This is a genomic window from Virgibacillus sp. DJP39, from assembly GCF_049310925.1.
Taxonomy (GTDB): Bacteria; Bacillota; Bacilli; order Bacillales; family Amphibacillaceae; genus Virgibacillus_F.
Genome location: NZ_JBMERP010000034.1, coordinates 1 through 25,300 on the forward strand (window position 1 = coordinate 1; position 25,300 = coordinate 25,300).

20 protein-coding genes are annotated in these 25,300 nt (G+C 37.5%); 9 read left to right on the top strand and 11 right to left on the bottom strand.

Annotation, left to right across the window (positions count from 1 at the left end; translation table 11 throughout):
* The 5 genes from ACOI1D_RS12095 to gabT all read right to left on the bottom strand — a co-directional run.
* Positions 1-224 (bottom strand): hypothetical protein (locus ACOI1D_RS12095; RefSeq protein ID WP_422501545.1); only part of this gene is annotated, 224 nt, incomplete at its 3' end.
* 818 nt (positions 225-1,042) lie between these two features.
* Positions 1,043-2,362 carry an MmgE/PrpD family protein gene (locus tag ACOI1D_RS12100; protein ID WP_422501546.1) on the bottom strand — a complete coding sequence of 440 codons (1,320 nt, stop codon included), beginning with the start codon at positions 2,360-2,362 and terminating at the stop codon, positions 1,043-1,045.
* A gap of 114 nt (positions 2,363-2,476) precedes the next feature.
* A complete protein-coding gene (locus ACOI1D_RS12105) occupies positions 2,477-3,553 on the bottom strand; it encodes a tartrate dehydrogenase (protein WP_422501547.1) in 1,077 nt (358 codons plus the stop codon).
* Positions 3,554-4,095: 542 nt separating this feature from the next.
* A complete protein-coding gene (locus ACOI1D_RS12110; RefSeq protein ID WP_422501548.1) occupies positions 4,096-5,487 on the bottom strand; it encodes an NAD-dependent succinate-semialdehyde dehydrogenase in 1,392 nt (463 codons plus the stop codon).
* A 49-nt stretch (positions 5,488-5,536) separates the two neighbouring features.
* On the bottom strand, positions 5,537-6,847 hold the full coding sequence (gene gabT / locus ACOI1D_RS12115) for a 4-aminobutyrate--2-oxoglutarate transaminase (protein WP_422501549.1): 1,311 nt from the start codon (positions 6,845-6,847) through the stop codon (positions 5,537-5,539).
* A gap of 102 nt (positions 6,848-6,949) precedes the next feature.
* Between gabT and ACOI1D_RS12120 the strand changes: the two genes are divergently transcribed.
* From ACOI1D_RS12120 to ACOI1D_RS12150, 7 genes are all read left to right on the top strand, one after another.
* Positions 6,950-8,368: a PLP-dependent aminotransferase family protein gene (locus ACOI1D_RS12120; protein ID WP_422501550.1), complete on the top strand. Its 1,419-nt coding sequence runs from the start codon at positions 6,950-6,952 to the stop codon at positions 8,366-8,368.
* Between the two features lie 20 nt (positions 8,369-8,388).
* Positions 8,389-9,798 carry a sigma-54 interaction domain-containing protein gene (locus ACOI1D_RS12125; protein WP_422501551.1) on the top strand — a complete coding sequence of 470 codons (1,410 nt, stop codon included), beginning with the start codon at positions 8,389-8,391 and terminating at the stop codon, positions 9,796-9,798.
* Positions 9,799-9,946: 148 nt separating this feature from the next.
* Positions 9,947-10,936 carry an agmatinase gene (gene speB, locus ACOI1D_RS12130; protein ID WP_422501552.1) on the top strand — a complete coding sequence of 330 codons (990 nt, stop codon included), beginning with the start codon at positions 9,947-9,949 and terminating at the stop codon, positions 10,934-10,936.
* 4 nt (positions 10,937-10,940) lie between these two features.
* The gene (locus ACOI1D_RS12135) at positions 10,941-12,395 is read left to right on the top strand and encodes an aldehyde dehydrogenase family protein (RefSeq protein WP_422501553.1); all 1,455 of its coding nucleotides are present in this window, start codon (positions 10,941-10,943) and stop codon (positions 12,393-12,395) included.
* A 106-nt stretch (positions 12,396-12,501) separates the two neighbouring features.
* Complete coding sequence (locus tag ACOI1D_RS12140; RefSeq protein ID WP_422501554.1) at positions 12,502-13,866, top strand: purine-cytosine permease family protein; 1,365 nt, start codon at positions 12,502-12,504, stop codon at positions 13,864-13,866.
* A gap of 4 nt (positions 13,867-13,870) precedes the next feature.
* On the top strand, positions 13,871-14,695 hold the full coding sequence (locus ACOI1D_RS12145) for a carbon-nitrogen hydrolase family protein (RefSeq protein ID WP_422501555.1): 825 nt from the start codon (positions 13,871-13,873) through the stop codon (positions 14,693-14,695).
* A gap of 16 nt (positions 14,696-14,711) precedes the next feature.
* Positions 14,712-15,608: a cyclase family protein gene (locus ACOI1D_RS12150; protein WP_422501556.1), complete on the top strand. Its 897-nt coding sequence runs from the start codon at positions 14,712-14,714 to the stop codon at positions 15,606-15,608.
* Positions 15,609-15,664: 56 nt separating this feature from the next.
* Here the strand turns inward: ACOI1D_RS12150 and rpoN are convergent, their stop codons facing one another.
* The 3 genes from rpoN to ACOI1D_RS12165 all read right to left on the bottom strand — a co-directional run bounded on the left by rpoN (position 15,665) and on the right by ACOI1D_RS12165 (position 18,546).
* Positions 15,665-16,981, bottom strand: coding sequence for an RNA polymerase factor sigma-54 (gene rpoN / locus ACOI1D_RS12155; RefSeq protein WP_422501557.1), 1,317 nt, complete (start codon positions 16,979-16,981; stop codon positions 15,665-15,667).
* Positions 16,982-17,215: 234 nt separating this feature from the next.
* Positions 17,216-17,383: a hypothetical protein gene (locus ACOI1D_RS12160; RefSeq protein WP_422501558.1), complete on the bottom strand. Its 168-nt coding sequence runs from the start codon at positions 17,381-17,383 to the stop codon at positions 17,216-17,218.
* Between the two features lie 254 nt (positions 17,384-17,637).
* Positions 17,638-18,546 (bottom strand): DMT family transporter, encoded by a 909-nt coding sequence (locus ACOI1D_RS12165; protein ID WP_422501559.1) that lies wholly within the window; start codon positions 18,544-18,546, stop codon positions 17,638-17,640.
* Between the two features lie 271 nt (positions 18,547-18,817).
* Here ACOI1D_RS12165 and ACOI1D_RS12170 point away from each other — a divergent pair, with 271 nt between their 5' ends.
* Positions 18,818-19,837: a DUF3048 domain-containing protein gene (locus tag ACOI1D_RS12170; protein WP_422501560.1), complete on the top strand. Its 1,020-nt coding sequence runs from the start codon at positions 18,818-18,820 to the stop codon at positions 19,835-19,837.
* 127 nt (positions 19,838-19,964) lie between these two features.
* Here ACOI1D_RS12170 and ACOI1D_RS12175 read toward each other — a convergent pair whose 3' ends face one another.
* Positions 19,965-20,936 (bottom strand): ornithine cyclodeaminase family protein, encoded by a 972-nt coding sequence (locus ACOI1D_RS12175; RefSeq protein WP_422501561.1) that lies wholly within the window; start codon positions 20,934-20,936, stop codon positions 19,965-19,967.
* Positions 20,937-21,157: 221 nt separating this feature from the next.
* Entirely contained in the window at positions 21,158-22,249 is a 1,092-nt protein-coding gene (locus tag ACOI1D_RS12180) for an RNA-guided endonuclease InsQ/TnpB family protein (protein WP_422501562.1), read from the bottom strand.
* A 247-nt stretch (positions 22,250-22,496) separates the two neighbouring features.
* Here ACOI1D_RS12180 and ACOI1D_RS12185 point away from each other — a divergent pair, with 247 nt between their 5' ends.
* A complete protein-coding gene (locus tag ACOI1D_RS12185; RefSeq protein WP_422501563.1) occupies positions 22,497-23,603 on the top strand; it encodes a class II histone deacetylase in 1,107 nt (368 codons plus the stop codon).
* Between the two features lie 57 nt (positions 23,604-23,660).
* On the opposite strand, the gene ACOI1D_RS12190 is transcribed toward ACOI1D_RS12185, so the two are convergent.
* Positions 23,661-25,286: an AMP-binding protein gene (locus ACOI1D_RS12190; protein ID WP_422501564.1), complete on the bottom strand. Its 1,626-nt coding sequence runs from the start codon at positions 25,284-25,286 to the stop codon at positions 23,661-23,663.
* Between the last annotated feature and the right edge of the window lie 14 nt (positions 25,287-25,300).

Here is a 25,300-nt window from a genome sequence, read left to right on the forward strand (position 1 = left end):
TCTTGCCGACCATCACTTACTTTATTCAACGCTTTCCAGTTTTTCACCTCCGCGAAAATAGTCCAAACAAGTAGAACAATTAAAATGGCCATTATACCTTTCGGATAATTATAGGCGATTGGCTCCAACTCCTTTGCACTCTGTTGAAAGGCAATCACAAAAACCAAACAAAGGAAAGGAAATAAAGCATTTTTAGCTAAAAATTTAAAAATCGAAACGTACAAAACTGCCACCCCCCTCTTTTACCTTAATTTAAAAGTTAACTATCAAAAACAAAATTCACATCCATTCACTTACTGTATTTATATATTATAATGTAATAACATTAATACATTATCATTTTATAATATATTAACTATTTAGTCAATACTAAATTTTATCACAATTCATTTAACGTAAATTTATTTTTACCATAATTTTCACTGTATTATCAGAGTGTATTCCATATGCAGTTTCTTAATTGCAATTTAAAGCAACTTAGAAAAAAAACCACCAGTGTTATTTCTAGAATGAATTTTATAATTCTTCGCCCTTTGTGTAACAAAGTATTAAAACGCAAAAAAGGAAGTACCTTTCCAAATCTGTAAAATGGTAGCATATCAGAACAACCAAAAAGACAGGAGGGTACTTCCAATGACCATTGTGCCACAACCTAACTAAGAATTATACGATACTGAACACTTGCTCTATCCTTCGATTATGACCCGAACTATGAAACTGGTAGATCCGGATGGAACATCATCAATTTATGACTGTAAATAATAAGCAAAACGAAGTGGAGCTAATTGGCTTTGATAAATACTTTCTCCCAATTTGTTTGTCAGGAGTACTCTTATTGTTATGACAGTTTTGATGCCAATTACTAATCCTAAAATTTGCAAATTCAAAAGAATCTAGCGATTGCCACTACCGAAGGTATCTTCCAAAAGGAAAATAACTAACGACATACGTCGTTCTATGTAACAACCGGTGGCTCTAGAACAACGTAATTCCGAGCAATGTCAATCATCACCAATTCATTTATTGCCTGAGAAGGGACCAGTTAAATTAATTCTATTACTTGATGTATGGATTCCAATTGGTCAAATTCGAGAATTTTTTCAATAACTTGCTCTGTTTGTTTCTTGTCGAGTGTATTCGTGCTCAACTTTGCAAATTTTTTATTTAGCATTTGCTGTGTCATCTGGTTACGGAAACTACCAGTTGCATGTTCTATATATACTTCATGCTCACTACCATCCTGCTTTATTAAAGTTGCTAGCACTTTATCTTTGTCAATTTGATCGTTTGAAACCGGTTTTATTTTCTGCCTTAAATCCAATGTTTTGGGATCATTAACTTTCTCATTTTGGTATTGATCCTCTGATGCATCCTTCTCGAGGAAAGCAATTGCCGCTGTATGATATATGCTAAATTTCCCTTCAAGACCCGTTTTTGGGGTTTCTTTTGCAGTTAATTCTAAAACATATGGATGAACCTCTAGCGTGATCTCTTTAACTTCTTCAGGTGTTGCAAACTCACTTAATTGGATACAAGCATCGATTGAAGGATGGAGAACTATTCCACATGCATACGGTTTAAAAGCATTTTTTTCAAGCTCCCAAACTTTCCCCCAATCAACTAATACTTTGTCTAGTTCATGACTTGGACTATATACATTTGCAAATCCTCGTTTGGCTTCAAGTACTTGTGTAGAACTTGTAAAGCCTTTCTCAACAAGTAGTGCAGCTAATAATCCGTTTTGTGCAGCTTTACCTGGGTGAAACGGTTTTGTCATTGTCCCGAACATTTCCCGCAATCCAAATGACTGCGTGCCAGCCAGACCAAGGGACATTGCCATTTGTTCATCGTTTAGCTTTAATATAACACCTGCTGCAACTGCGGCTCCAAAAGCTCCCGTACTAGAAGTAATATGGTAACCAAGTTGATAATGAGAAGGATATACGGCATTACTAATTCGGAGTTCTGCCTCACAACCTAATATGAAAGCTCGCAATAACTCTTTAGGTGGTATGTTATACTTTTCGCCAAGCGCAAAAATGACAGGGGCAACTGGTGCGCTTGGATGGTGAATGGTTTCCAAATGTGTATCATCAAAATCAAAAATATGAGATGAAGTCCCATTAATGAGAACCGCCGAAAGCAGATCTTTTTTTTGATTTCGTCCCAGGATTGTAGCATGCCTCTCTGAAGAAATGTCATCAGTGACTTCCATTAAAATGTTGGTTGTTTCATGATTAATTGCTCCGATTGTTACACCGACCCAGTTTAATAAACTTTTTTTCGCATGAAGAATAACACTTTCTGGTATATCATCGTATTTGGTATTTGCTATATTTTTTACTAATTGTTCCGTTATCATTATTATTCGACTCCTTTGAGTGTTGAGTTTTGTATTTTAATTGCTTCATATTAAATAAAAAATTCAAAAGAGCGTGTTTTTAAGTCACGCACTTTGAATTATTATTACTTACCACTAAGATAAATCCACGGTTTTTTTACTTATTAATTGTTTACATATTTCATCGGTCACTTCGGTTGTTGAATAATTCCCGCCTATGTCAGGTGTCTTATAACCAGTTCTTGTGGCATCTTCAATGGCCGATAGCACAGTATCACCTAATTCTTTTTCACCAAAGTGATCCAGCATTAGCTTTGCTGTCCAAATTTGGCCAACCGGATTCGCTATGTTCTTGCCCACTATATCTGGGGCAGATCCGTGAACCGGCTCAAACATAGAAGGGTATTTACCAGGAACATTAATGTTTGCAGAAGGGGCTATACCAATACTGCCCATAATAGCCCCTCCTATATCTGTTAATATGTCGCCAAACAAATTACTTCCTACAATAACATCAAAATCAAAAGGTCTTGTAACAAATAAAGCTGCTAATGCATCAATGTGCCATTTCTTTGTTTCTATGTTCTCATATTCGTCTTTGATATCTGAAAAAACTTCATCCCAGAATGGCATTGTATGGATAATCCCGTTTGATTTTGTAGCACTAGTAACATGACCTTTACGAGTCTTTGCCAATTCAAATGCATAGTGCATTACATTTTCAGTACCTTTACGGGTGAAAATTGAATTTTGGATTGCAATCTGGTCTTCACCTTTATGTATTAGACCACCTACCTCGCTGTATTCACCTTCACTATTTTCTCTAACCACTACAAAATTAAAATTATTCGGATTAACAAGAGGCGATTTTAAACCTTCAAAGTATTTAGCTGGTCTTACATTTATAGATTGTTCAAATTCTCTTCTTATTTTTAAGAGTAATCCCCAAAGCGAAATATGATCCGGAACTAAACTTGGATCACCAACAGCACCAAGAAAAATGGCATCAAACTCCTTCAATTGTTCTATCCCATCTTCAGGCATCATCATCCCGTGTTCAACATAATAATCAGATCCCCATGGAAAATCTGTATAGTTAAATTTAATGTTTCCATGAATGTCCGCTGCTGTGTCTAAAACGCGTAAAGCTTCGGGAACTACTTCTTTTCCTATTCCATCCCCTGGTATTACTGCAATATTCCATTCCTTCATGTGAAAACCTCCATATAGAATTAAAATAACTTCGTATTGTTATCGGGTAGACAATTGGAGAAATTATTCCTCCTTATCCTTTTTATAGTCCAATGCTAACTCCAGGGTTCTTCGATTTTTTTAATTTATTTCTCTTATAAATTTCAGTTATAATATAACCCCCCTACATATTATATTCTATAGTATTGTCAGAAAAATTAAAGTAAAAAGTTTATTTATCTCTAATTAATGTTAAGTAAAATGTAGAATAAGGCGCTTCAAGGGCAACGGTAGTCAAACAGCCTTGGTTAAAAAATGTTCATTACCTCTCAAAACTTTCAAAAAGTCGGATCGCTCTCATCTATTTATACATTTCTCCCGAATTTTTTACTTGAATCTGGTGACACATGTACGACTAGCTAGCAGCTTTTTACATTTAAAAACCCTCGAATATCATCTGACTGCTTAGTTAATTTATAAAAATTAAAAGCCCTCCACTCTAGTGAAGAGACTTTCGCATTATCACGGTATTAATATGAACTTGAAATCTCCAAGTGTTCCGTCTATAAATTGCCGACAGACAAGTATTTTGTTTCCAAGTATGGTTCAATTCCTTCTATCCCACCCTCACGACCGAGCCCACTTTCTTTCATTCCACCAAATGGAGCATGTGCTGCGGAAGGTCCACCGTCATTCCAGCCAATGATACCAAAGTCCAGATGATCGTGCAGATACATACCAGTCTTATAGTTATTCGTAAAGAAATATGCAGCAAGTCCGAACGGTGTACTATTTGCAATTTCAACAGCTTCTTCAATTTCTTTAAAGCTGGTAATTGGGGCAACTGGACCAAATGTTTCTTCATGCATAATGTCCATGGTCGAATTGACATTCTTCAATACCGTTGGATGCACGAAATAATATCCCTTTTCCTCATCAGTATCGTATTTGTTCCCAGTCAATACTTGAGCTCCCTTTTCGATAGCATCATTTACTTGAGACACAATTTTTTCATAACCCTTTTTATTAATGATTGGTCCAACATTCGTTCCTTCTTCCAGGCCATTTCCTACCTTTAACTTTTGAACTTCTTTTGCCAGTTTATCCGCGAACACATCTAATACACTCTCATGCACAATGATGCGATTTGCGCAGACACAGGTTTGTCCAGCGTTTCTGAACTTTGAACCAATTGTTTGTGTAACAGCAAAATCGAGATCGGCATCTTCAGCTACGATTAGTGGTGCGTGTCCTCCCAGTTCCATGGTGACGTGCTTAACAGTATCAGCACTATTTTTAATTAGCTGCTTACCAACAGGAGTAGAGCCAGTAAAGGTGATCTTTCTGATGAACTCACTACTTGTAAATATATCACCAACTACGCTACCTCTTCCATTTACATATTGGATGGCATCAGTAGGAATACCAGCCTCATGAGCGAGTTCAATCAATCGGATCGTTGTTAAAGGTGTCTCCACAGCCGGTTTAACAATAAACGTGCATCCTGCCGCTAAAGCAGGTGCAGCTTTCCTGGTCATCATGGCTGCCGGGAAATTCCATGGTGTTATAGCTGCTACAAGTCCGATTGGTTGTTTGCTGACTGTAATTCTTTTAGATTCACTGGCAGCAGGAATTGTACGTCCATAGATTCTTTTTGCTTCTTCCGCATACCAATCAATATAGCTTGTTGCATAGTCAACTTCACCCAAAGATTCAGCTAGTGGCTTACCATTTTCCAAGGTCATTGTTTTTGCTAGTGATTCCTTATTTTCTTGTACTTTTTGTGACCAGCTTCGTAATAACTTTGAGCGTTCATGTGCATTAACAGCTGCCCACTTTTTAAAAGCAAGATGTCCTTTTTTAATCGCCTGTTTAATTTCACCTTCTGTATGAGCTGTGACTTCTTCAATTAATTCACCTGTTGCAGGGTTATATACATTAAACATAGTAGCCATTTACATTACACTCCTTTTTACTCTTTAGAGAATATACACTGGACCTTACTTAATCAAAAGCTCTTTCTAGAATTTTAAATCCTTTTGATAACTCGTCATCGTTAATGACTAATGGTGCTAAGAAACGAATAACATTCCCTTTTAGTCCTGCAGAAAGTAATAATAAACCATTTTCATTTGCATATTTAATAATTTTTGCTGTTTTATCTTTATTTGGTGATTTGTCTGAACGGCTTGTAACCAACTCAACTGCTACCATAGATCCCAAGCGACGGATTTCACCCATGTATTCATGCTTGATTGCAAGTTCATTTAACTTCATCTCTATTTTTTGACCCAGAGTTTCTGACTTTTCCAGTAGATTTTCTTCGTCTATTATCTCTAATACCGCTAAGGCAGCAGCACAAGCCACTGGATTACCTGCAAATGTTCCACCTAATTCTCCAGGTCCTGCAGCATTTAGTATTTCCTTCCTGCCAACAACCGCACTTAACGGAAATCCGGCAGCTAATGATTTGGATACTGTTAATAAATCAGGAACCACATCAAAATGTTCCATAGCAAATAACTTGCCTGTTCGCCCAATTCCAGTTTGTATTTCATCTGCTACAAAAACTATTCCATGCTCTTTGCAAAAAGCATCCACAAATTGAACAAATCTTTTTGGTGGTATAATAAACCCACCTTCGCCCTGTACTGGTTCCATTACCACGCACGCTACCGTTTCCGGTGCAACTGTAGATAGGAAAAATTCTTTGAACTCTTCTATAACCTGATCAACATAAGTTTCTTCTGACATATTGGTTGGTCGGTGATATAAATATGGAAATGGCGCCTGGTAAACTTCAGGAGAAAATGGACCAAATCCAAACTTATACGGCTTGACCTTGCTTGTCATACCCATTGTCATATTCGTTCTTCCGTGAAATCCACGAGTAAAAGAAACAACTGCCTGTCTGCCTGTATAGCGACGTGAAACTTTAACTGCATTCTCCACGGCTTCTGCCCCTGAATTAAATAAAATTGCCTGTTTAGCAAAAGTACCAGGTGTTATCTCGCATAACTTTTCCGCTAGATTGATATAACCCTCATACATCATTACGTTAAAGCCAGGATGTATGAACTTTTCAACCTGCTTAGTTACAGCTTCCGTAACTTTAGGATGACTATGCCCGACGTTCAAAGTTCCGATTGCGCCAGCAAAATCTATCCATTCATTCTTGTTCATATCTGTAACTGTTGCCCCAGATGCATCGTGAGCAATATTTAAGTTCCCATTACTTACTCCTCTAGGTACAAACTCTTCTCGTTTTTTCTGCAAATCCTGTGTTGATATATAAGATGTTGTCAACTTACCCATCTCCTTTAGTTTAAATAATATATAGATAAGTATGACAATTATCTGGTACAATGAAAAGTACCAGATAGAGATTATATTAGGTACCAGATTGGGGTGAAATATATGGATTTCCTATTTTCCGATATAGATAGTGAAAGCAATTATAAATATCAACAAATTTATAGAGAAATTAAAGGGAAAATATTAGATAGAAAAATAAAGCCTGACGTAAAGTTACCTTCAAAGAGGAAACTCGCAAATCAATTAAAGGTAAGTACTAATACGATTACAAACGCATATGAGCAGCTTCTCGCAGAAGGATACATTTACACTGTAGAAAGAAGTGGGTATTACGTAGAATCAATTACGCAGTTTCAACAAGGAGAAACCATTCAAAACAAATTACCACGCGATTTAGAAGAACAGCCAATCGATAACAAGGGATGGATATCTCTATCTCATATGACTTCGGATATCTCCATTTTCCCTTTCAAAGAATGGATCAAATGTGAACAGAAAGCTATTACTAATCACAAAGAGGCACTCTCAGAAATCAGTCACCCACAGGGCCCCTTCCTGTTAAGGAGTACCATCTCCCGTATGGTCTCACTATCACGTGGAGTTAGGTGTGAACCAGAACAAATTGTCATTGGGGCAGGTACACAGTTATTAATAAAACAATTAATGGAAATACAAAAAAATAAACCCATTGTCGCGATGGAAGATCCAGGTTACTCCCGTTTTTATACACTATTAAAGAACATGGGGTTTGACGTCCGATCTATTAATTTGGATGAAAAGGGCATTCGAATGGAGGAAATCGAATCAGCGGGAGTCAACTATTTATTTGTCACACCGTCTCATCAATTTCCTACGGGCAAAATTATGCCGATTTCAAGACGCATCCAATTGCTTAACTGGTCTGCCCAGGATAGAGACCGGTACATAATAGAAGATGATTATGATAGTGAATTCAAGTATGAAACAGATAATATACCATCTTTACAGAGTTTAGACAGAAATCAGCGCGTGATATATACGGGGACTTTTTCAAAAACCATGTTACCGGGGTTACGTGTGAGTTATATGGTGTTGCCACCTGATATTTTAAGAGAGTACCGACAACGCCATGCTGATTTAATGCAGCATAGTAATTCATTAGCTTTATTTACGTTATATTATTTCATCGAGACAGGAGAATATGAAAGACATATAAAAAGGATGAACCTGCATTATGAAGTTAAAAGAAAAGAACTAATCAAACAACTGCAACTTCGCTTTAAAGACAATATAAAAATCCATGATGTACCTGCCGGGTTACATTTTCTAGCTCAATTTAAAACAACTAAAGACTATGAAACAATTGAACAAGATGCAAAAAAAATGAAGCTTGAAATTTATTCGATGAAGCGTTTTACGTTAGCAGGTAATTATAAAACCACAGGAAAAATTGACTTGGTTATAGGTTTCGCAACTATAAAAAAAGAACAGATACCTGAAGCAGTAGATAAATTGTACACCATTCTTAATGAAACCATTTAATTAAATAAGGAGGAAATCTTATGCAGGATGAATACAATTTTTTGCAAATGGAATTGGAAGGAGTACTTAATGCATCCAATGATAACATCGTAATTACAGATGGAACCGGGAGGGTATTAAAGGTTAGCGCTAACTGTGCTAGCATCTACGGAAAAGATAAATCATATCTAGTAGGAAAAACTGTATATCGGTTAGAAGAGGAGGAAATCTTTTCTCCCTCCGTTACAGGCATTGTCATAAAAGAAAAGAAAGAAATTCAGGTAATGCAAAAAACAACAAATGGTAAAGTTGTTATGGCAACAGGCATTCCACTCCTCGACCAGGAAAACAGAATACAACGAGTGATAAGTTTTTCACACGATTTAACAGAAATCCAAAATCTAAAAGAAGATTACAATGAACTGCAAAAGAAAATGAGTCAATATAAATCCGAAATTGAAGAATTAAAAGAAAAAGATACAGGCATTGGAACTATTGTAATTAAAGATGAAAAGATGCGAAAAATTAGTGAGACGGTTCAACGAGTAGCAGCATCTGATGCAACAGTTGTACTACTAGGTGAATCAGGAGTAGGAAAAACTCTATTTGCCCGTATGCTGCACAATAACAGTGATCGGAAAGAAGGAGCTTTCAGGGAAATAAATTGCAGTGCCATACCTTCTAGTTTGTTTGAATCCGAAATGTTTGGTTATGAAGCCGGTTCATTTACTGGTGCAAACAACAAAGGTAAAAAGGGAATAATAGAACTTGCACATAAAGGAACTTTGTTTCTTGATGAAATCGCTGAGCTACCTATCGATATTCAAGTTAAACTATTAAAAGTGCTCCAGGATAAAACACTTACAAGAGTTGGAGGTACTGAGCAAATAGAAGTTGACTTTCGTTTAGTAGTAGCAACAAATAAAGACCTGAAGGAAATGATGATAAAGGGAAAATTCCGGGAAGATTTATTTTATCGTCTAAGTGTTATTCCTGTGACAATACCTCCTTTAAGAGAGCGGATAGATGATATATATATGTTTATTCACCATTATTCGATGAAGTTTAACAAGAAATATAAAACTGAAAAGACTTTTCATACCAGTACAATAGATTCTTTGTTGCAATATGAGTGGCCGGGAAATGTACGGGAACTTGAAAACCTGATTGAGCGTTTAATTCTTACCAGCGATACAAACGTGATTCACCCAGAAATTCTCCCATTCATAAATAATGACGAAAAATTAATTTACGACCAAATAAACTGGTCAATGGAAACATTTGAAAATCAGGGACAAACTCTCCAGGATGCTTTACATGATGTAGAAAAACGATGGCTTAAACGGGCTTACCGACAATTTAAGACAACATATGAAATGGGTAAATACCTTGGTTTAAGCCAAGCAACTGTTGTGAGAAGGTTAAAAAAATACAACATCAATTCAAAATGATTCAATGATTCATTTTGAATTAGAAAGAACCCTGTTTAATTCATTTTTGAATTAAAGCTAATCCAGAAATCCTGATGAGACAGGTATCTCATAGTTGGCATGAGACTTGCATTGTATTTAATGAACACATCTAATGGGGGGACAATTTATGTATAAACCTAAAGATTCATCAAAATCACCACGTTTTTGCGGTCCACGAACATTCATGAGATTAGAACACCTTGAAACTGTAGAGAATATAGATTTTGCAGTTATTGGAGTTCCTTTTGACACCGCTGCTTCAAATCGAACCGGGCAAAGAAACGGACCACAACATGTACGAAACTTTTCTGTATTACTTCGTCCGTACAATCCCGATCAAAATATTAATATATTTGATTACTGTTCAGGTGTTGACTATGGAGATGTTGATATCATTCCGGGAAATATACATCGGACATATGAAGCAATCGAAAATCAACTTACTCCGATCTTAGAAAATGATATAACCCCGGTTTTAATTGGCGGCGATCATTCTATCACCCTAGGTCATCTAAGAGCATTCGCAAAAAAATATGGACCTGTCGCACTGGTCCACTTTGATGCACATGGTGATACCTGGGATAATTATTTCGGAGAAAAGTATATGCATGGTACACCTTTCAGACGAGCAGTAGAAGAAGGATTAATTGATGTAGAACATTCTATTCAGGTTGGTATGCGCGGTCCATTGTATGGCCCTGAAGACATTGAAGATGCCAGAGATCTCGGTTTTGAAGTTATTACAATGAAAGAAGTACGAAAAATCGGTTATGAAACTGTTATGAACCGAATTCACGACAGGGTGAAGGATCGTCAGGTATTTGTTTCCTACGATATTGACTTTCTCGATCCTGCTTATGCACCCGGAACAGGCACACCTGAAGTAGGTGGACCGACAAGTTATGAAGCATTGGAGTATGTAAGAGGATTAGATGGATTGAATCTAGTTGGTTTTGATTTAGTTGAAGTCTTGCCTGCTTATGATAATAGTGGAGAAATCACAGCAGTTGCTGCCTCTTCCATTATCTTTGAAATGATTACACTCGTAGCATTGAAAAAACGCCGTGCAGAAGAAGAAAGTACAGAAAAAAGTAAGAGTATAGCAGCTAGGGAGTGACGTAATGGTAAACGAACAACTTTTTATAAACGGTGTTTGGGTTGAAGGTAAAGGACAAATCAGGGAAATTATTAATCCGGCAGATGGAAACATTCTGACAGAAATATATGAAGCAACAGAAAATCAAACTAAACAGGCTGTGGAAGCGGCTAGATACGCATTTGATAAGACCGATTGGTCCTTTAACAAAGATATGAGAGTTAAGGTTTTACTGCAGATTGCTAATTTACTAGAAAGTAATGCTGATGAAATATCTGAAATTGAAACAAATAATACAGGAAAACCAATCAGAGAATCCGAAATGGATATACAAGATTCAGTCGCATGTCTCCGCTATTATGCCGAACTGGTTAAATCGGAATCTCCATTGCAAATTGAAATGAATGATGGATCTCTTAGTCACGTTATTTCTGAACCAATTGGAGTTTGCTCACTTATTGTGCCATGGAATTTCCCTCTCCTTCTTGGAATGTGGAAAATTGCTCCGGCGCTTGCAGCGGGGAATACAATTGTTTTTAAACCCTCAGAACTGACTCCTTTATCACTTATTCTTTTTACCGAATTACTTACTGATGCTGGAGTTCCCGAAGGAGTATTTAACCTTGTGTTGGGTGATGGGGTCACTGCAGGATCAGCGATGACTACCGATTCGGATGTTGATAAAGTTTCATTTACGGGTGGTGTTGAAACAGGAAGAAAAATCAATGAGATCTGTGCAAAGACATTCAAGCGAGTTTCCTTGGAACTTGGAGGTAAATCTCCAATGGTCGTATTGGACGATGCCGATGTTGACAAAGCGGTGGAATGGATCTTATTCGGAGGGTTTTTTAATCAAGGTGAAGTTTGTGTGGCCTCTTCAAGAATACTCATTCATGAGTCGATTTATAACACAGTGATTAACGAATTATGTAAGAAAATGAAATCAATAAACATTGGATCTCCAGTGGAGAAAACTACAGAAATGGGTCCAATCATTAGTGAGGAACACCTAAATAAAATTCTTAACTATTTAACTATTGGTGTTAATGAAGGCGCCTGTTTAACAGGTGGGAAAAGAATAAATAGAGATGGATATTATATCGAACCAGCAATATTCACTAATGTAAAACAACATATGCAAATTGTGCAGGAAGAAATATTTGGTCCAGTCATTACCATACAATCGTTTAAAAATGATGAAGAAGCAATTCAGCTTGCAAACGGAACCAAGTTTGGTTTAGCTGCCGGTATTATCAGCAAAAATGTTGCACGCGCAAATGATATCGCTTCCAGAATAAAAGCAGGCACAATTTGGATCAATAATTATCACATACCATACGTTGAAGCTCCTTGGGGTGGATACAAGCAAAGTGGTATCGGTAGAGAACTGGGACCGCATGGATTGGCAGCATTCACGGAGGTTAAGCATGTAAATAGATATAATACACTTGAATCACTTGATTGGTACAAACTTGACTAGAAATTGAAGAAATTGTGGCAGTATTACTTATTTTATGCCAAGAAATGCACCTAGAACTGCAAAATGATTAAAAATAAATTCATTGATAATAGAGAGGGGAAAAATTATGTCTCAATCTAAACGTCTTCTAGGTAACGATAGTATTCGTCCGCTTGCTCAACACGAAAGAAAGGTTAGCATGTTTGGTATCTTTGCTATCTGGATAGCAGCTAATTTTGTTATAACAACAATTTTAACAGGTATGTTATTCATACCGAATATTACATTTAAAGAAGCTATTATTGTAAGTCTTGTCGGTTCTGCAATTGGCGCCATTCCTTTATCACTTATGGGAAGAATAGGTAGCCGGACAGGACTTCCAACTATGGTAATAAGCAGAGGTTCCTTTGGTCAAAAAGGTGCCATACTACCTGCTATTGCTAACACAATCGTATTAGTCGGATGGAGCTGGATTCAGGCATATATGGCTGGGTTAAGCTTAGATTATGCTATGAACTATATTTTTGGTTATTCAAATATTAACCTATTTACTATATTGACACAGGTTCTGGTAGTTGCAGTAACGATTTACGGAATCCGCGGAATTGAAACTACGCAAAAGTTCATTTCGGTTGCGATGCTCGTACTTTCATTCGTTATATTCTATCAGCTTTTCACAGTTTACAAGGTTACCGATTTACTTACGATGCAAATCGCTGAAAATCCTGCAATCACTGCAATTATTGCCTTTGACATAGTAATTGCAACAGCATTTTCATGGATGTCTTCTGTAGCAGATTACAACCGGAGTGCTAAAGGAGAAAAAGGTGCAATGGTAGCAACTTATTTCGGCTATGTTATTGCGTCGACAATTGCTTTAGGACTAGGAGCTGCAGTTGGTGGCTATAGTATTATTCAGGGAATGGAACAAACCTATGATCCAACAGTTCTTCTTGCTCAACATGGATTTGGATTAATTGCTTCAATTGTTGTATTATTTTCTGTTTTATCAACCAATGCTATGGCATTATATAGTGCCAATATGTCATTACTAAGTGTCATACCAGCAAAAAGTTTTTGGAAGCCTGCACTTATGCTAGGAATTATCACAATAATTGGTGCATTATTTAAAGACGTGTTAATGGCTAACTTCTTTGATTTTGTTCTTCTGATCGCGACGCTTTACATTCCAATTTTCGCGATTATTCTAATAGATTTTTATATATTGAAAAAAGGTAACTATGAAGAAGAAGAAATAGTTTCCAACACTACTGGCTTATATCAGTACACAAAAGGATTTAATATTTATGCTTATGTATCTTATATAGGTGGGGCACTATTCGCTCTAATTTTCACTTATATTACACCACTGGCAATAGGTTCAAGTATTTTAACCTTTGTCATTTCAGGTAGTTTATATTGGATACTCATGACAGTATTTAATTCTAACAAACAAGTTTTACCTTCTTCTAATAAAGAGAATATCGGGTGATTTCATGAATAAATTGATGGGTATAATACAAGCTTCCTTCGCGTACGGGGAAGTTGAACAAAATTTAAAAAGAATAGAACAGGAAATTGTTAAGTTAAAAACTACTAAACCAGACTTGGCAATTATTGTCTTACCTGAACTGGCTGTTCACGGGTACGGCATACAGCAATCGTACAAAACGATTGCTGAGCACGCTGAAGGAGATCACTTTGATTTCCTGTCTAATTTGGCAAAAAAATATAATCTTTATATTGTATATGGATTTGCTGAGACGGCTAATTCTGAAACCCAAGTGTTTAATTCAGCAAATTTAATTTCACCAAATGGCAAAAGACTATTCACGCATAGAAAAATTCAATTAACCGAGGGTGAGCGTGTTCTTTTCCAACCTGGGAATGAATTAGGGGTTGTATCAACCGAGCTTGGCCGTGTTGGGATGCTAATCTGTTGGGATCTAGCTTTTCCAGATGTGACTTCAGAACTGGCAAAAGAAAAGCCAACATTGCTTCTAGCACCAAGTGCCTGGGAAAACCCTTATTCAGAACCTTTTCATAAATTTGCAGCTGCCCGTGCGTTAGATTATACAATGTTTGTGGCAGCAGTAAATCATGTTGGTACTTCGGGTGATTTAGAATTTTTTGGTCAATCCGCCGTTTACTCGCCAGATGGTAGTACCTTACATCAATTACCAGATCAAGATGTTTCATCGGAAATAATTAAGTGGGACGACTCTTTTCGAATCCAGTGTGAGGCTGAATTTTATACGATGAATAAGGAAAGAAAAAAGAATCCTCCTCTCTCCCGTCGTTCTATGAAATACAATAACTAAACAGGGGGTACATGGAATGTGTAATTTCGTTCACCAACACCAACAAAAACCAAGTAAAAGCCACTGGGGTCCAGAAGACGAAATCGGACGTCTTAATCTCATTACAAATGAAACAAAAGAAAAAGTTTTGCAATCTGTTGATTTAACAAAGACATTTGATTTGTCTCTTACTTATTTTGAGGGGATGCCAGCCTGGTCAGATTCAGACGATCCACCTTTTCAACTTAGAATGACACACGCTCCATCAGGGAGTAAAGAAACAACCAGCTATTCTGATGATGCACTCACAATGAATACCCATTGTGGAACACATATTGATGCGCTTAATCACTTCGGCTACGATGGCAGTATCTGGAATGAATTCCACGTTAAAGAGCATTTGGGAGATAGGCATTGGAATAAATGCGGTCCTGAAAATTATCCTATTATCGTAGCTCGTGCGTTAATGCTTGATGTCGCAACTGCAAAAGGTGTTGATATGCTTCCTGAGTCATATGGAATTGGTAAGTCAGACTTGCAGGAGACAATGGATATACAAGGGGTCACAGTTGAAAAAGGTGATATTATTTTGATCCGGACTGGTAGAATGGCAGAGTGGCCAGACCGCGAAAAGTATTTAACCAATTCTCCGGGGCTGAATCTGGAAGGGGCAGAGTTTCTTGCAGGACTAGGTGCGATGATTATCGGCTCAGACAACATTGCACTTGAACAAGAGCCTTCAGTTGAAATAGATAATTATTTTCCTGTGCATACGTATTTGCTTGCAGAGGTTGGCATTCCTATTTTAGAACTTGTCTGGCTTGAAGAACTTGCAAAAGAAAAAATTTATAAAGTTGGATTTGTAGGAAAAGCAATGCCTATTGAGGGTGCAACTGGAGCACCAATCCAACCAATTGTTTTCCCTATTAAATAATAAGGGTTCAGAAGAATAACGAAAACTGGTGCTGCTCACTTGAGAAAGCACCAGTTTTATTTTATTTCAAATTCTTTACGTTTACTGGTTGGCGGTATCTTTAACTGTTCTCTATATTTCGCTACTGTCCTTCGTGAAATAGTTATACCTTTTGTTGTTTTAAAGTAATCCGCTATTTTTTGATCGGAGGCAGGTTTAAACTTATTTTCTTGTCTAACGAAATCTTCTAAAAGTAATTTCACCTTTGTCTGTGACGTTGAATCACCGTCTTTTGTACGTAACTTTGATGTGAAAAATATACGGAATTCAAAAGATCCATTGGGCGTTTGGATCACTTTGTTTGCTGTTGCTCGACTTACAGTAGACTCATGCATGTTAATTTCCTTAGCGATTTCCTTCAGTGTCAGTGGCTTAAGTTCAGAAAAACCACATAGGAAGAACCCTTGCTGCTTTTGCAGGATTGCATGAGTAATCTTTAGGATTGTTTGTTTCCGCTGTTCAATACTGTTTACTAGCCATTGATAATTCCGGAATTTATCTTGTACATATTTACCTAATTCATCTTTATTATTTAATTTGTTGCTGTACTGGTTGTTAAAATGTACCTCGGGCAGATAGCCATCGTTCATATATACAACAAACTTGCCTTCAATGTTGTCCACTATTACGTCAGGATTTAAATACTCCGTTGACTCACTGGATAGTAATGAACAAGGTTTTGGGTTGAGAGTTTTAATCAAATCATAGGCAGTTTTTATTTCCTCTAAAGTTATCCCAAGAGTCTTAGCAATAACATGCCACTTCTTATTTGCTAGTAAGTCTAAATGATCTCTAACAACATGCTCTGCTACTTGTTCATCGGGATAATAATATTTTATTTGCAGTAATAGACATTCTCTTAGGTCTCTTGCACCTAATCCAACTGGATCCATTTGTTGAAGTATTGAAATGCTCCTTGTAACCTCTACGACTGTCAGTTCTAAATAGGAGGCTATTTCTGCATCACTTAAGGGTAAATACCCGTGTTCATCCAAACTATAAATTAAATATTGGAGAACGCTTTTCTCATGTTCTTTAATATCCAGCCACTTCGTCTGCTCAACTAAATCACTGCGCATACACTTCTCATCACTGGAAATAAAATCAAAAGGGTCTACTGAAGAGGAAGTTCCTGATTTTCGACCATCAATAAATTCCCCTTTGTCGGATGCTTCCTTTTTATCCTCTAGTTCTATTAAAGGGTTTTCTAATTGTTGTTCCTGGATAAACTGGTACAATTCATAAGTGGAATATTGCAGCAATGCTATTGCTTGCTTTAACTCAGTAGTCATCACAAGATCAAGTGTTTGTCTCTGTTGAAGTACAATTTCCATTAGATTTCCCCCTACAAAAACTTGGCTTATGTCAAAAGTCTTAGTTGCACTTATGCAGAAAGAAAGCCTTTTCTTTCTTTACTGCTAAAAATTACGTATCCGCTTTCATTTATTATAGAATAATTATATGAAATTATCGAGGGAATGAACAAAATTTTTAAAATAATCTTTTAATAATTATAAAGATAGTACACTACTTGCCAACACTTTTTCTGCTTCTGATTTTTCGTTTGCTTAACCTGTTGGAGAAATAATTACACCTATAAAAAGGATCACTAATGCTACTGCGGCATAAGCTAAATGTTTTTTCATTTTACCATTCCTTCGCACCCCCGAAACTAATGATAAACCTAAAAAAGTTCCAAGACCGAAAAATCCTATTAAGCTTAAAAATGCTCCCATATATATTCCTCCTTGTTTTGAGTAATAGACTTTACCATTCATCCATAATAGTTATAATTATATCATTATAGTAAAAAGTGTTAAGAAAAGAATCTAGTAGACATCTAAACAATAAAAGCTATCCCAATTAAGGAATAGCTATTTTTAAATCTTTTTTATCGGTAATTAACATATGGCTACCGGTGAATGGGAAATCATTATTTTTTCCTAACATGTTAAAGTCCGAGCTCACAGCTACAGCCTTAAAAACGCTCTTACACTCCTCTTCCTTTCCTCCTCTTAGCCATCACATATTCCACCGCGCCGGTCCCCACGAACACACCACTTAAAATCAATATAAAGCCAAGCACATGATTCATCGTAATGATTTCATTTAAAAATATGGATGCTCCAATTATCGCAAAAAGGGTATTTAAATTAATAAAAATTGCTGCCTCTGCTGGTCCAACTTTTGTGATGGCATAGTTATACGTCATATGACCAAACGCTGATGCCAAAACTGCACTGAATAAAAAGACAGCTCCAAGCTTCCAATCAAATAAGTAAGTGATTTCCTGGATTCCTGATCCAAAAGCCTGACTGAACAAAAAGATAAAAGCCGCTCCAATTACAAGCATGTAGCCTGTTGCCAGCCGGGGATCAAAAGTCGGTTTCAGCTTACTGATTAATACAAAACTAAACCCTTGCACCACAACGCCGATAAATATGATAAGGTCTCCTAATGAGACGGCAGCCAGCCCGTCAGCACCAGTCAAGGTTGTTACAACAACACCGATAAATCCTAAAACGAATCCACCAACTCTTATCCATGTTACATTCTGGCGCAATATAACCACAGCCATCATCATGGTAACGAGTGGCATCATCCCTAAGATTAATGCGGCATTTATACCGGTTGTCATATTAATCCCAACTGCAACAAGCGAGTGGTGAAAAATGACATTAAAAACTGCTATGTAAAAAATAATGAGCCACTCGTGCTTGAGTGGTAGCCTGAAAATCCCCATTACCCGACAAATTACCAGTACAACAATACCTGCTGTCATGATGCGAAAAGCCGTCAGCAACAATGGGTCAACTGCCTCAACCAGCACCTTTAACGCTGATACATTTAAGCCCCACATTAACATTACCAATAATAAAAGAAAATAAATCCTAACCATAAAGCAATTCACCCAGTTTCTTAATTGATTCTTTCACTTTACAGTAATCTCAGAATACTGTCACCACTATAAACTTAACCTAGTAAATATGGATATCGTTTTTGAATGACCCATGTTCGCTTGAGCCTGCTATCCAGTTTAACTTCCTGCAATTATAAGCTGTAAATAAATTTTTTAAGTTCTGTTTTGTGAACCAATAAAGTCTAAATTCATGGTAGAATAGTCGTAGATAATTTGTCGAAGTATATTAAAGAATAGAAAGGAATAAACCATGAAGATTAAAATTCCCCTAGCTATATTAACACTCTTACTACTTATACTTGCAGGTTGTAATAAAGATACAGACACTCAGAAACCAGCACAGGATGCTGGTTCGAATGAAATCGCTGTAGAAGTGAAAGAGGTCCCTGAGATAGAGGTAGTTCCGAAGTCTCCTACAACCGGCTTGCCTGTTCGTAAGGATGATGCAGAAATGAATAGTTTTGCCGTAATGGTTGAAAACTCTCCGAAAGCCCGCCCTCATACTGGGTTGGTAGATGCAGACGTAGTTTACGAGATGGAAGTTGAAGGTAATGTCACCCGCTTTCTTGCTATTTTTAATGATCATATACCTGAAAAGGTTGGACCAGTTCGAAGCTCAAGGCATTATTATTTACCAATTGCTGAGTCCTGGAATGTCCCATATATTCACTTCGGGGGTTCTCCACAGGCATATGCCAGATTAGGTAACTTATCCGTACCTACCATTGATGGCATCTATCAGGCTAAATATTTCGAAAGAGATAACAGTAGATATGCACCTCATAATGCTTACTTATATACGAGTAGACTGAGCAATTTTGAGCAGGAACTCATGAACGACAAATTTGAATTCGATGAAAATGCCAGTTATGAAAATTCCTCAACTTCAACTGCTGTAAATATCACTTATAATAATTTTACTCGGTTAACTCATCAGTATGATTCGGAGTCTAATCTGTATAATCGTTATTTAGAGGGCAAACCTCATTACGATAGAGAAACCGGAGAACAAATCAAAGCAAACAATGTAATCGTTATGTATGCTGGTCATCACGCAATTCCGGGAGATAAAGCGGGTAGAATAGATGTAACTTTAACTGGTGAAGGAGAAGCAGAATTTTTCTTAGATGGTCAGGTTGTAAAGGGTAAATGGAAAAATGAAGAGAATAATCTCCGTTTTTATGTCGGTAATGACATTATCTCCCTTAACCCAGGGAAAACTTGGATTCAAGTAGTCAATGTAAATAAAAAAAGTAATGTTACGTATTAGAAAGACAAGCAGCTTTTGCTTGTCTTTTTTGACAGTGAAGAAAGTATGAACCCTTTCTTACTGATACGTGCAACTAAGTGGCCATAAAGGCTTTGCGATAGACCGAGTTTTCTATACGGACTATACTTTACAACTCAACCTCTCTCCCCATTCCTTCTCTTCTTGCTTTTTCCAAAATATACTGACCGACCACTATATCTATTACAGCAAGCCCTACTGATTTAAACACTGTAATTTCGGAATCAGTAGACCGACCCTTCTGTGAACCGTTTATAATTCTCCCTAGTTCAACAATACTTTCAGAAGAAAATCCTTCTTTGATCGGATTCATTAAATCACCAGTTTCTTCGAGCGCAGCATCTATTGACTCGACAACTAATCGATCCGCAGAAATTACCGAACTTGATGGAATTTCCTGCATGTTGGGGCGAAATGATCCTACCGCGTTCAGATGGGCGCCCTGCTTCATGTTTGTGGAAAACACAGGTTCAGAAGCATTAGTTGCAGTTGCGATAATATCCGACTGCACAATCACCTCATTGGCATTCGAGACCACTTTAGTTGGTATATCGTAAATTTCCTCAATAAAAGAAGCAAACTCCTTCGCTTTACTTTGAGTTCGGTTATACAGCAGTACTTCTTCCACTTCCCTTACCACAGTTATTGCTGCAATCAGCCCTTTTGCTTGTTCGCCAGTGCCAATGATACCCAGTGTTCTAGCGTTTTCCCTTGATAGATATTTCGTTGCAACACCCGACAACGCTCCTGTTCGCATCCGTGTTATATAAGAACCTTCTAACATTGCCTGGGGTTCACCTGTTTCAATATCAGATAGCAAGACAAGACCGTTTATTATCTTTTTATTTATTGATTTATTTCGGGGAATTACGTTAACAACTTTCACACCCAGACTTTTAAGATTTTCTGCAATGGAAGGCATATATAATGCTGTATTTTCTCCATTTCCAAAAGGCAGGGATGTACGAATTGGAGTCTGTGTCTCTTCATTTGAAAAAGCTACCAGCGCTGTTTCAACATGACTTAAAACCTCGCGCATATCAACCAATCTCTCTTGTTCTTTTTTACTGATAACTAGCACTGATTTTCCCTCCTAATGTCTTTGAACTACCAATATAACAACATTTGACACTCCCACAGCTAAAGCAATGGGATTCTAAAGTGCTATTGCGTTTCCAATTCATTTCTGCTTAAACTAGCCTTTAGTTCGGAGGTGTGTCATCACCTCATCCTGCTTCGTTCCATACACCTTCGGTGTACATGTACCTAACAGGCGGTGTTGCTGTGACCACAACACTAGGTTTAGGATGCTTTCTTTTGATTTTTCTTTTTCGAAAGTCCTGATATAGCTTTTGCTATGTTAATAGCTGCATTTAAGTCAGCATGTGTTTGATATCCACACTTTTTACAATGGAACTTCGATCCATTTCGGTTGTTTTTGGCAGTATGTCCACATTTACATGTTTGAGATGTGTAGTTTGGTACGACATATTCCACTTCTATTCCGACCATCTCAGCTTTGTATTGGATAAACTGTTGCAATTGAAAGTGAGACCAACGATGCAGGCTTCGACCTGCTTCTTTTTTTGATTTTGCAGTATTTCTAATTCCAGTCAAATCTTCCATTCGTATTAAGCGAACACCGTTCGCCAATGCAAATTCTACAATTTTCCTGCTAATTTTGTGATTGACATCTTTCATCCAGCGTGACTCTTTATCTTTTGATTTGATGATTGCGTTCAGACACTTATTTTTACCCATTTGTCTACGAATAGAAGCAAACTTTCTTCGTATATAAGCCGTCTCATTGCCATTAAAGAACAACGAAGTTGTTCCGACAGAGGCTACAGCAAGATAGTTTAATCCCACATCGATACCCATAACTTTTGGCTTAATAGGTTCTACTTTAGGTTTTTCTGCATGAAATGATACAGCAACAGAAGCAAACCAACGTCCGCGTTTTTGAAAAAGTTCAGTCGCGCCTTGTTTGGCCTTTCCTTCCAAAATCCTATCTAACCAATGTTGTTGGTAGGTTTCAGCAATAACAGGAACTCCGATACGTTTTTCAAGTGTTGGAAAAGAAATTTTATACAAGTCGTTTTCTTTTTCGATTTTACAATTTTGATTGTTGAATCCACACCAAAATGAACGGAAAAGCCCCGCTTTTTGATTTTTCTTCTTGGATTTAACCTCTCGAATCGTTTGGTTTACGATAGCCGAAGGAAGTTTTTCTTCTGAAAACGTTTTGAAATGTTTTGATGTAGCTGTTTTTAATTCTTCGAATTCGAGCAACCAGTTGGCGAATTTCGTATTCAAATCGGTCATTTTTTGGTACATTTCTACTTTTGATAGCGTAGGTTTCATCAGTTCTAGTTTCAACGAAATTGTGGGCATTTTGTTCACCTCCTGACTATATTTTACCAATTCATCTTTGCTTTGTCTTGCAATCTACTTTCAAATTTCAAATAAAACAAGCGATTCATCCCACCTCTGAAGAAGTGGGATGAATCGCTTTAAGTTCTGTAACCAAAAACTCAGACCAGAGTCAAACTTAGCGTCAGAAAATTCCTAAAATAATAGACAATAACGTACTATTCAAAAGCTATCTACTATATAATGGGATAATGAAAGGGTGGTTTCCATGGAAAATAAAACTGGATTCATTTGTGACGAAAGCTACTTTTGGCATCAGACTGGAAATGGTGCACTGATGCTAACTGCAGGTAATTGGATACAGGAAGATGTCCACGCAGAAAATCCGGAATCAAAAAGACGTATAAAGAATTTACTGGAACGTTCACGTTTTATAAAGGAACTTGAGCAAATAGAACCAAGGTATGCAACGCGGAAGGAAATAGAAACAAATCATACAACTGATTATGTTGAGAGGGTTACAACGCTGAGCGATGCAGGTGGAGGTGATGCTGGAGAACATGCAATCGTGGGTCCTGGTTCGTATGAAATTGCCTTATTGTCTGCTGGTGGTGTATTAACAGCAGTCGATTTGGTAATGAAAAAAACGGTCAGCAATGCATATGCCCTTACTCGTCCACCCGGTCATCACGCTGAACAGGATGGCGGAATGGGATTTTGTCTGTTCAACAACGTTGCAATTGCTGCAAAGTATGCTCGCGCTAAGTATGGACTTAAGCGGATCGTCATTCTGGATTGGGATGTCCATCATGGTAATGGAACAGAAAGTGCATTCAGCTCTGACCCAGAAGTACTTTTTATTTCCATTCATCAGGAAAACGTTTTTCCGAAAAATCGCGGATCCGTATCTTACGTCGGTGAAGGCGAAGGAGTGGGGTATAATGTAAACATCGAATTGCCTGCAGGTACAGGAAACGAAGGATATAACTACACTTTTGAGCATGTGGTAGAGCCAATCATCGATCAGTTCCAGCCTGAATTAATTTTAATTTCTGCAGGTCAGGATCCGAGCCGGTTTGATCCATTGGGCCGTATGCTTGTAACGGCTGAAGGATTCTACCAAATGGCTGCAAGGATGAAAACATTAGCTGAAAAGCATTTTAATGGTAGATTAATAGCTTGTCATGAAGGTGGCTACAGTACTTCCTATGTACCATTTTGCACATTGAAGATTTTGGAAGCATTTAGAGGAAAGCGAAGTGTCGTTGAAGATCCGTTTGACCTGGGATATCATGAAGGCCCTATCTATCCAAATCAAATAGAAGCTATTAATAAGGTAAAAGAAATACAGAAGGAATATTGGAACCTAGCATAGTGAGTCGAAATCAATCATTCCATAAGGGGGACAAAAATTTATCCCCCTATCACTTTCTTACCGAGTTCGCCAAGTCCCATCTGTATGGTCATATGAATCTATCCGAAGATCACTTTTTTCCTCAAGCAGTTTATGTTTAGCCACCCGTTCAGATGGTGTCAAGGGCAACTCAGGACGGAACTCCCAGTATCTGGGTACTTTAAAATAGGCAAGTCGCTCACTGCAAAATTTAATTAGCTCTTTTACAATCTCGGTATGACCTGATATTTCGCCGTTTAACACAACATAAGCTTTTATTTCATCACCACGTAATTCATCCGGTATAGGAATCACGGCAGCGTAATTGACATCAGGATAAAGCTTAATTGCTTCTTCCACTTCCGCAGCTGAAATATTTTCCCCACTTCTACGGATCATTTCTTTTTTCCGTCCTGCATAATAGATCAAGCCTTTTTCATCCATATATGCCAGATCGCCTGTATGAAAAAATCCATTTCTAAAAGCTTTATTTGTCGCTTCCTGATTTTTATAATACCCCTCCATAATACCAATTCCCCTGATTACCATCTCACCAATTTCTCCACGGGGTAGAACCTGATCCTGATCATTCATAATCCGTATTTCTTTATCTGGATTTATTCGTCCCAGGCAACCTGTACCAACTAAAACATCATGTTCTTCTTGGGTAATAGAAATATCACCACCTGTTTCAGTCATTCCAAAAACTTCAAACCAGGGAGTATTCCACCGTTTCTCAAGCTGTTGATGAAGGTGTTTTGGTATTGCTGAACATGAAATATGCCTAACCTGGTTATTCGCGTCATCAGGTGATACTGGCATCTTCAGCATAAGCGCTGGCATCATTCCCAAACAGTAAAAAAAGGTAACATTGTATTCGCGTACCTTCTCCCAAAAAGTTGAAGGATGAAAGCGATCTAATATAATTAAAGTTGCACCTGATGCTAATGTAGTAATAAAGTTCCATTGAGGATCCATGTAGTAAAACGGCTGAGCAGTTAACAAGATATCACTTTCATTGATGCCAGGGCTTAGCGTCATTGTTTTTGTTCGTCCTATTGCCAGCCAGTAATTATGTGTAAGCATACATCCTTTTGGTCGGCCGGTTGTACCAGAAGTGTATTGTATGTTGATAACAGTTTCGGGGTACAAAGGAACCTCAGGTGGTTGAACCGAAACTTGGCTACTAAGCAACGATAAATTCAATACATCTTTATTACTGTCCTGTTCCACAGACACGATTTGTTTTAGCGTTTTTACACTCGTTTTAATGTTTTGAAGTAAAGCGATAAACTCTGATGACGTCACAACGATTGTTGCCTCAGAATGTTCCAGAAGATATTGCGCGTCAAATTCCTTGTAGTAACTGTTGATTGGTACCATGATTGCTCCGATTTTACCGATAGCGAGCCACGTTAAAGGAAATTCCAAACGATTTTTCATCATAACTGCTACACGGTTTCCAGGTTCCACACCAAGTCCACGAAGCACATTTGCAATTTGGTTGGATCTTTCATCTATTTCCCTAAAGGTTAGTTGTTGGTTAAACTCATCAAATACCAGCCCTACCTTATCACCCCAACGCGCAGCTGCACGCTCAGTCAATGTTCTTAGATTATCTATTTTTGCTAAATCAAGGCTTTTCACATTCAGTATTTTTGACATCTCCTCCTCCTCCT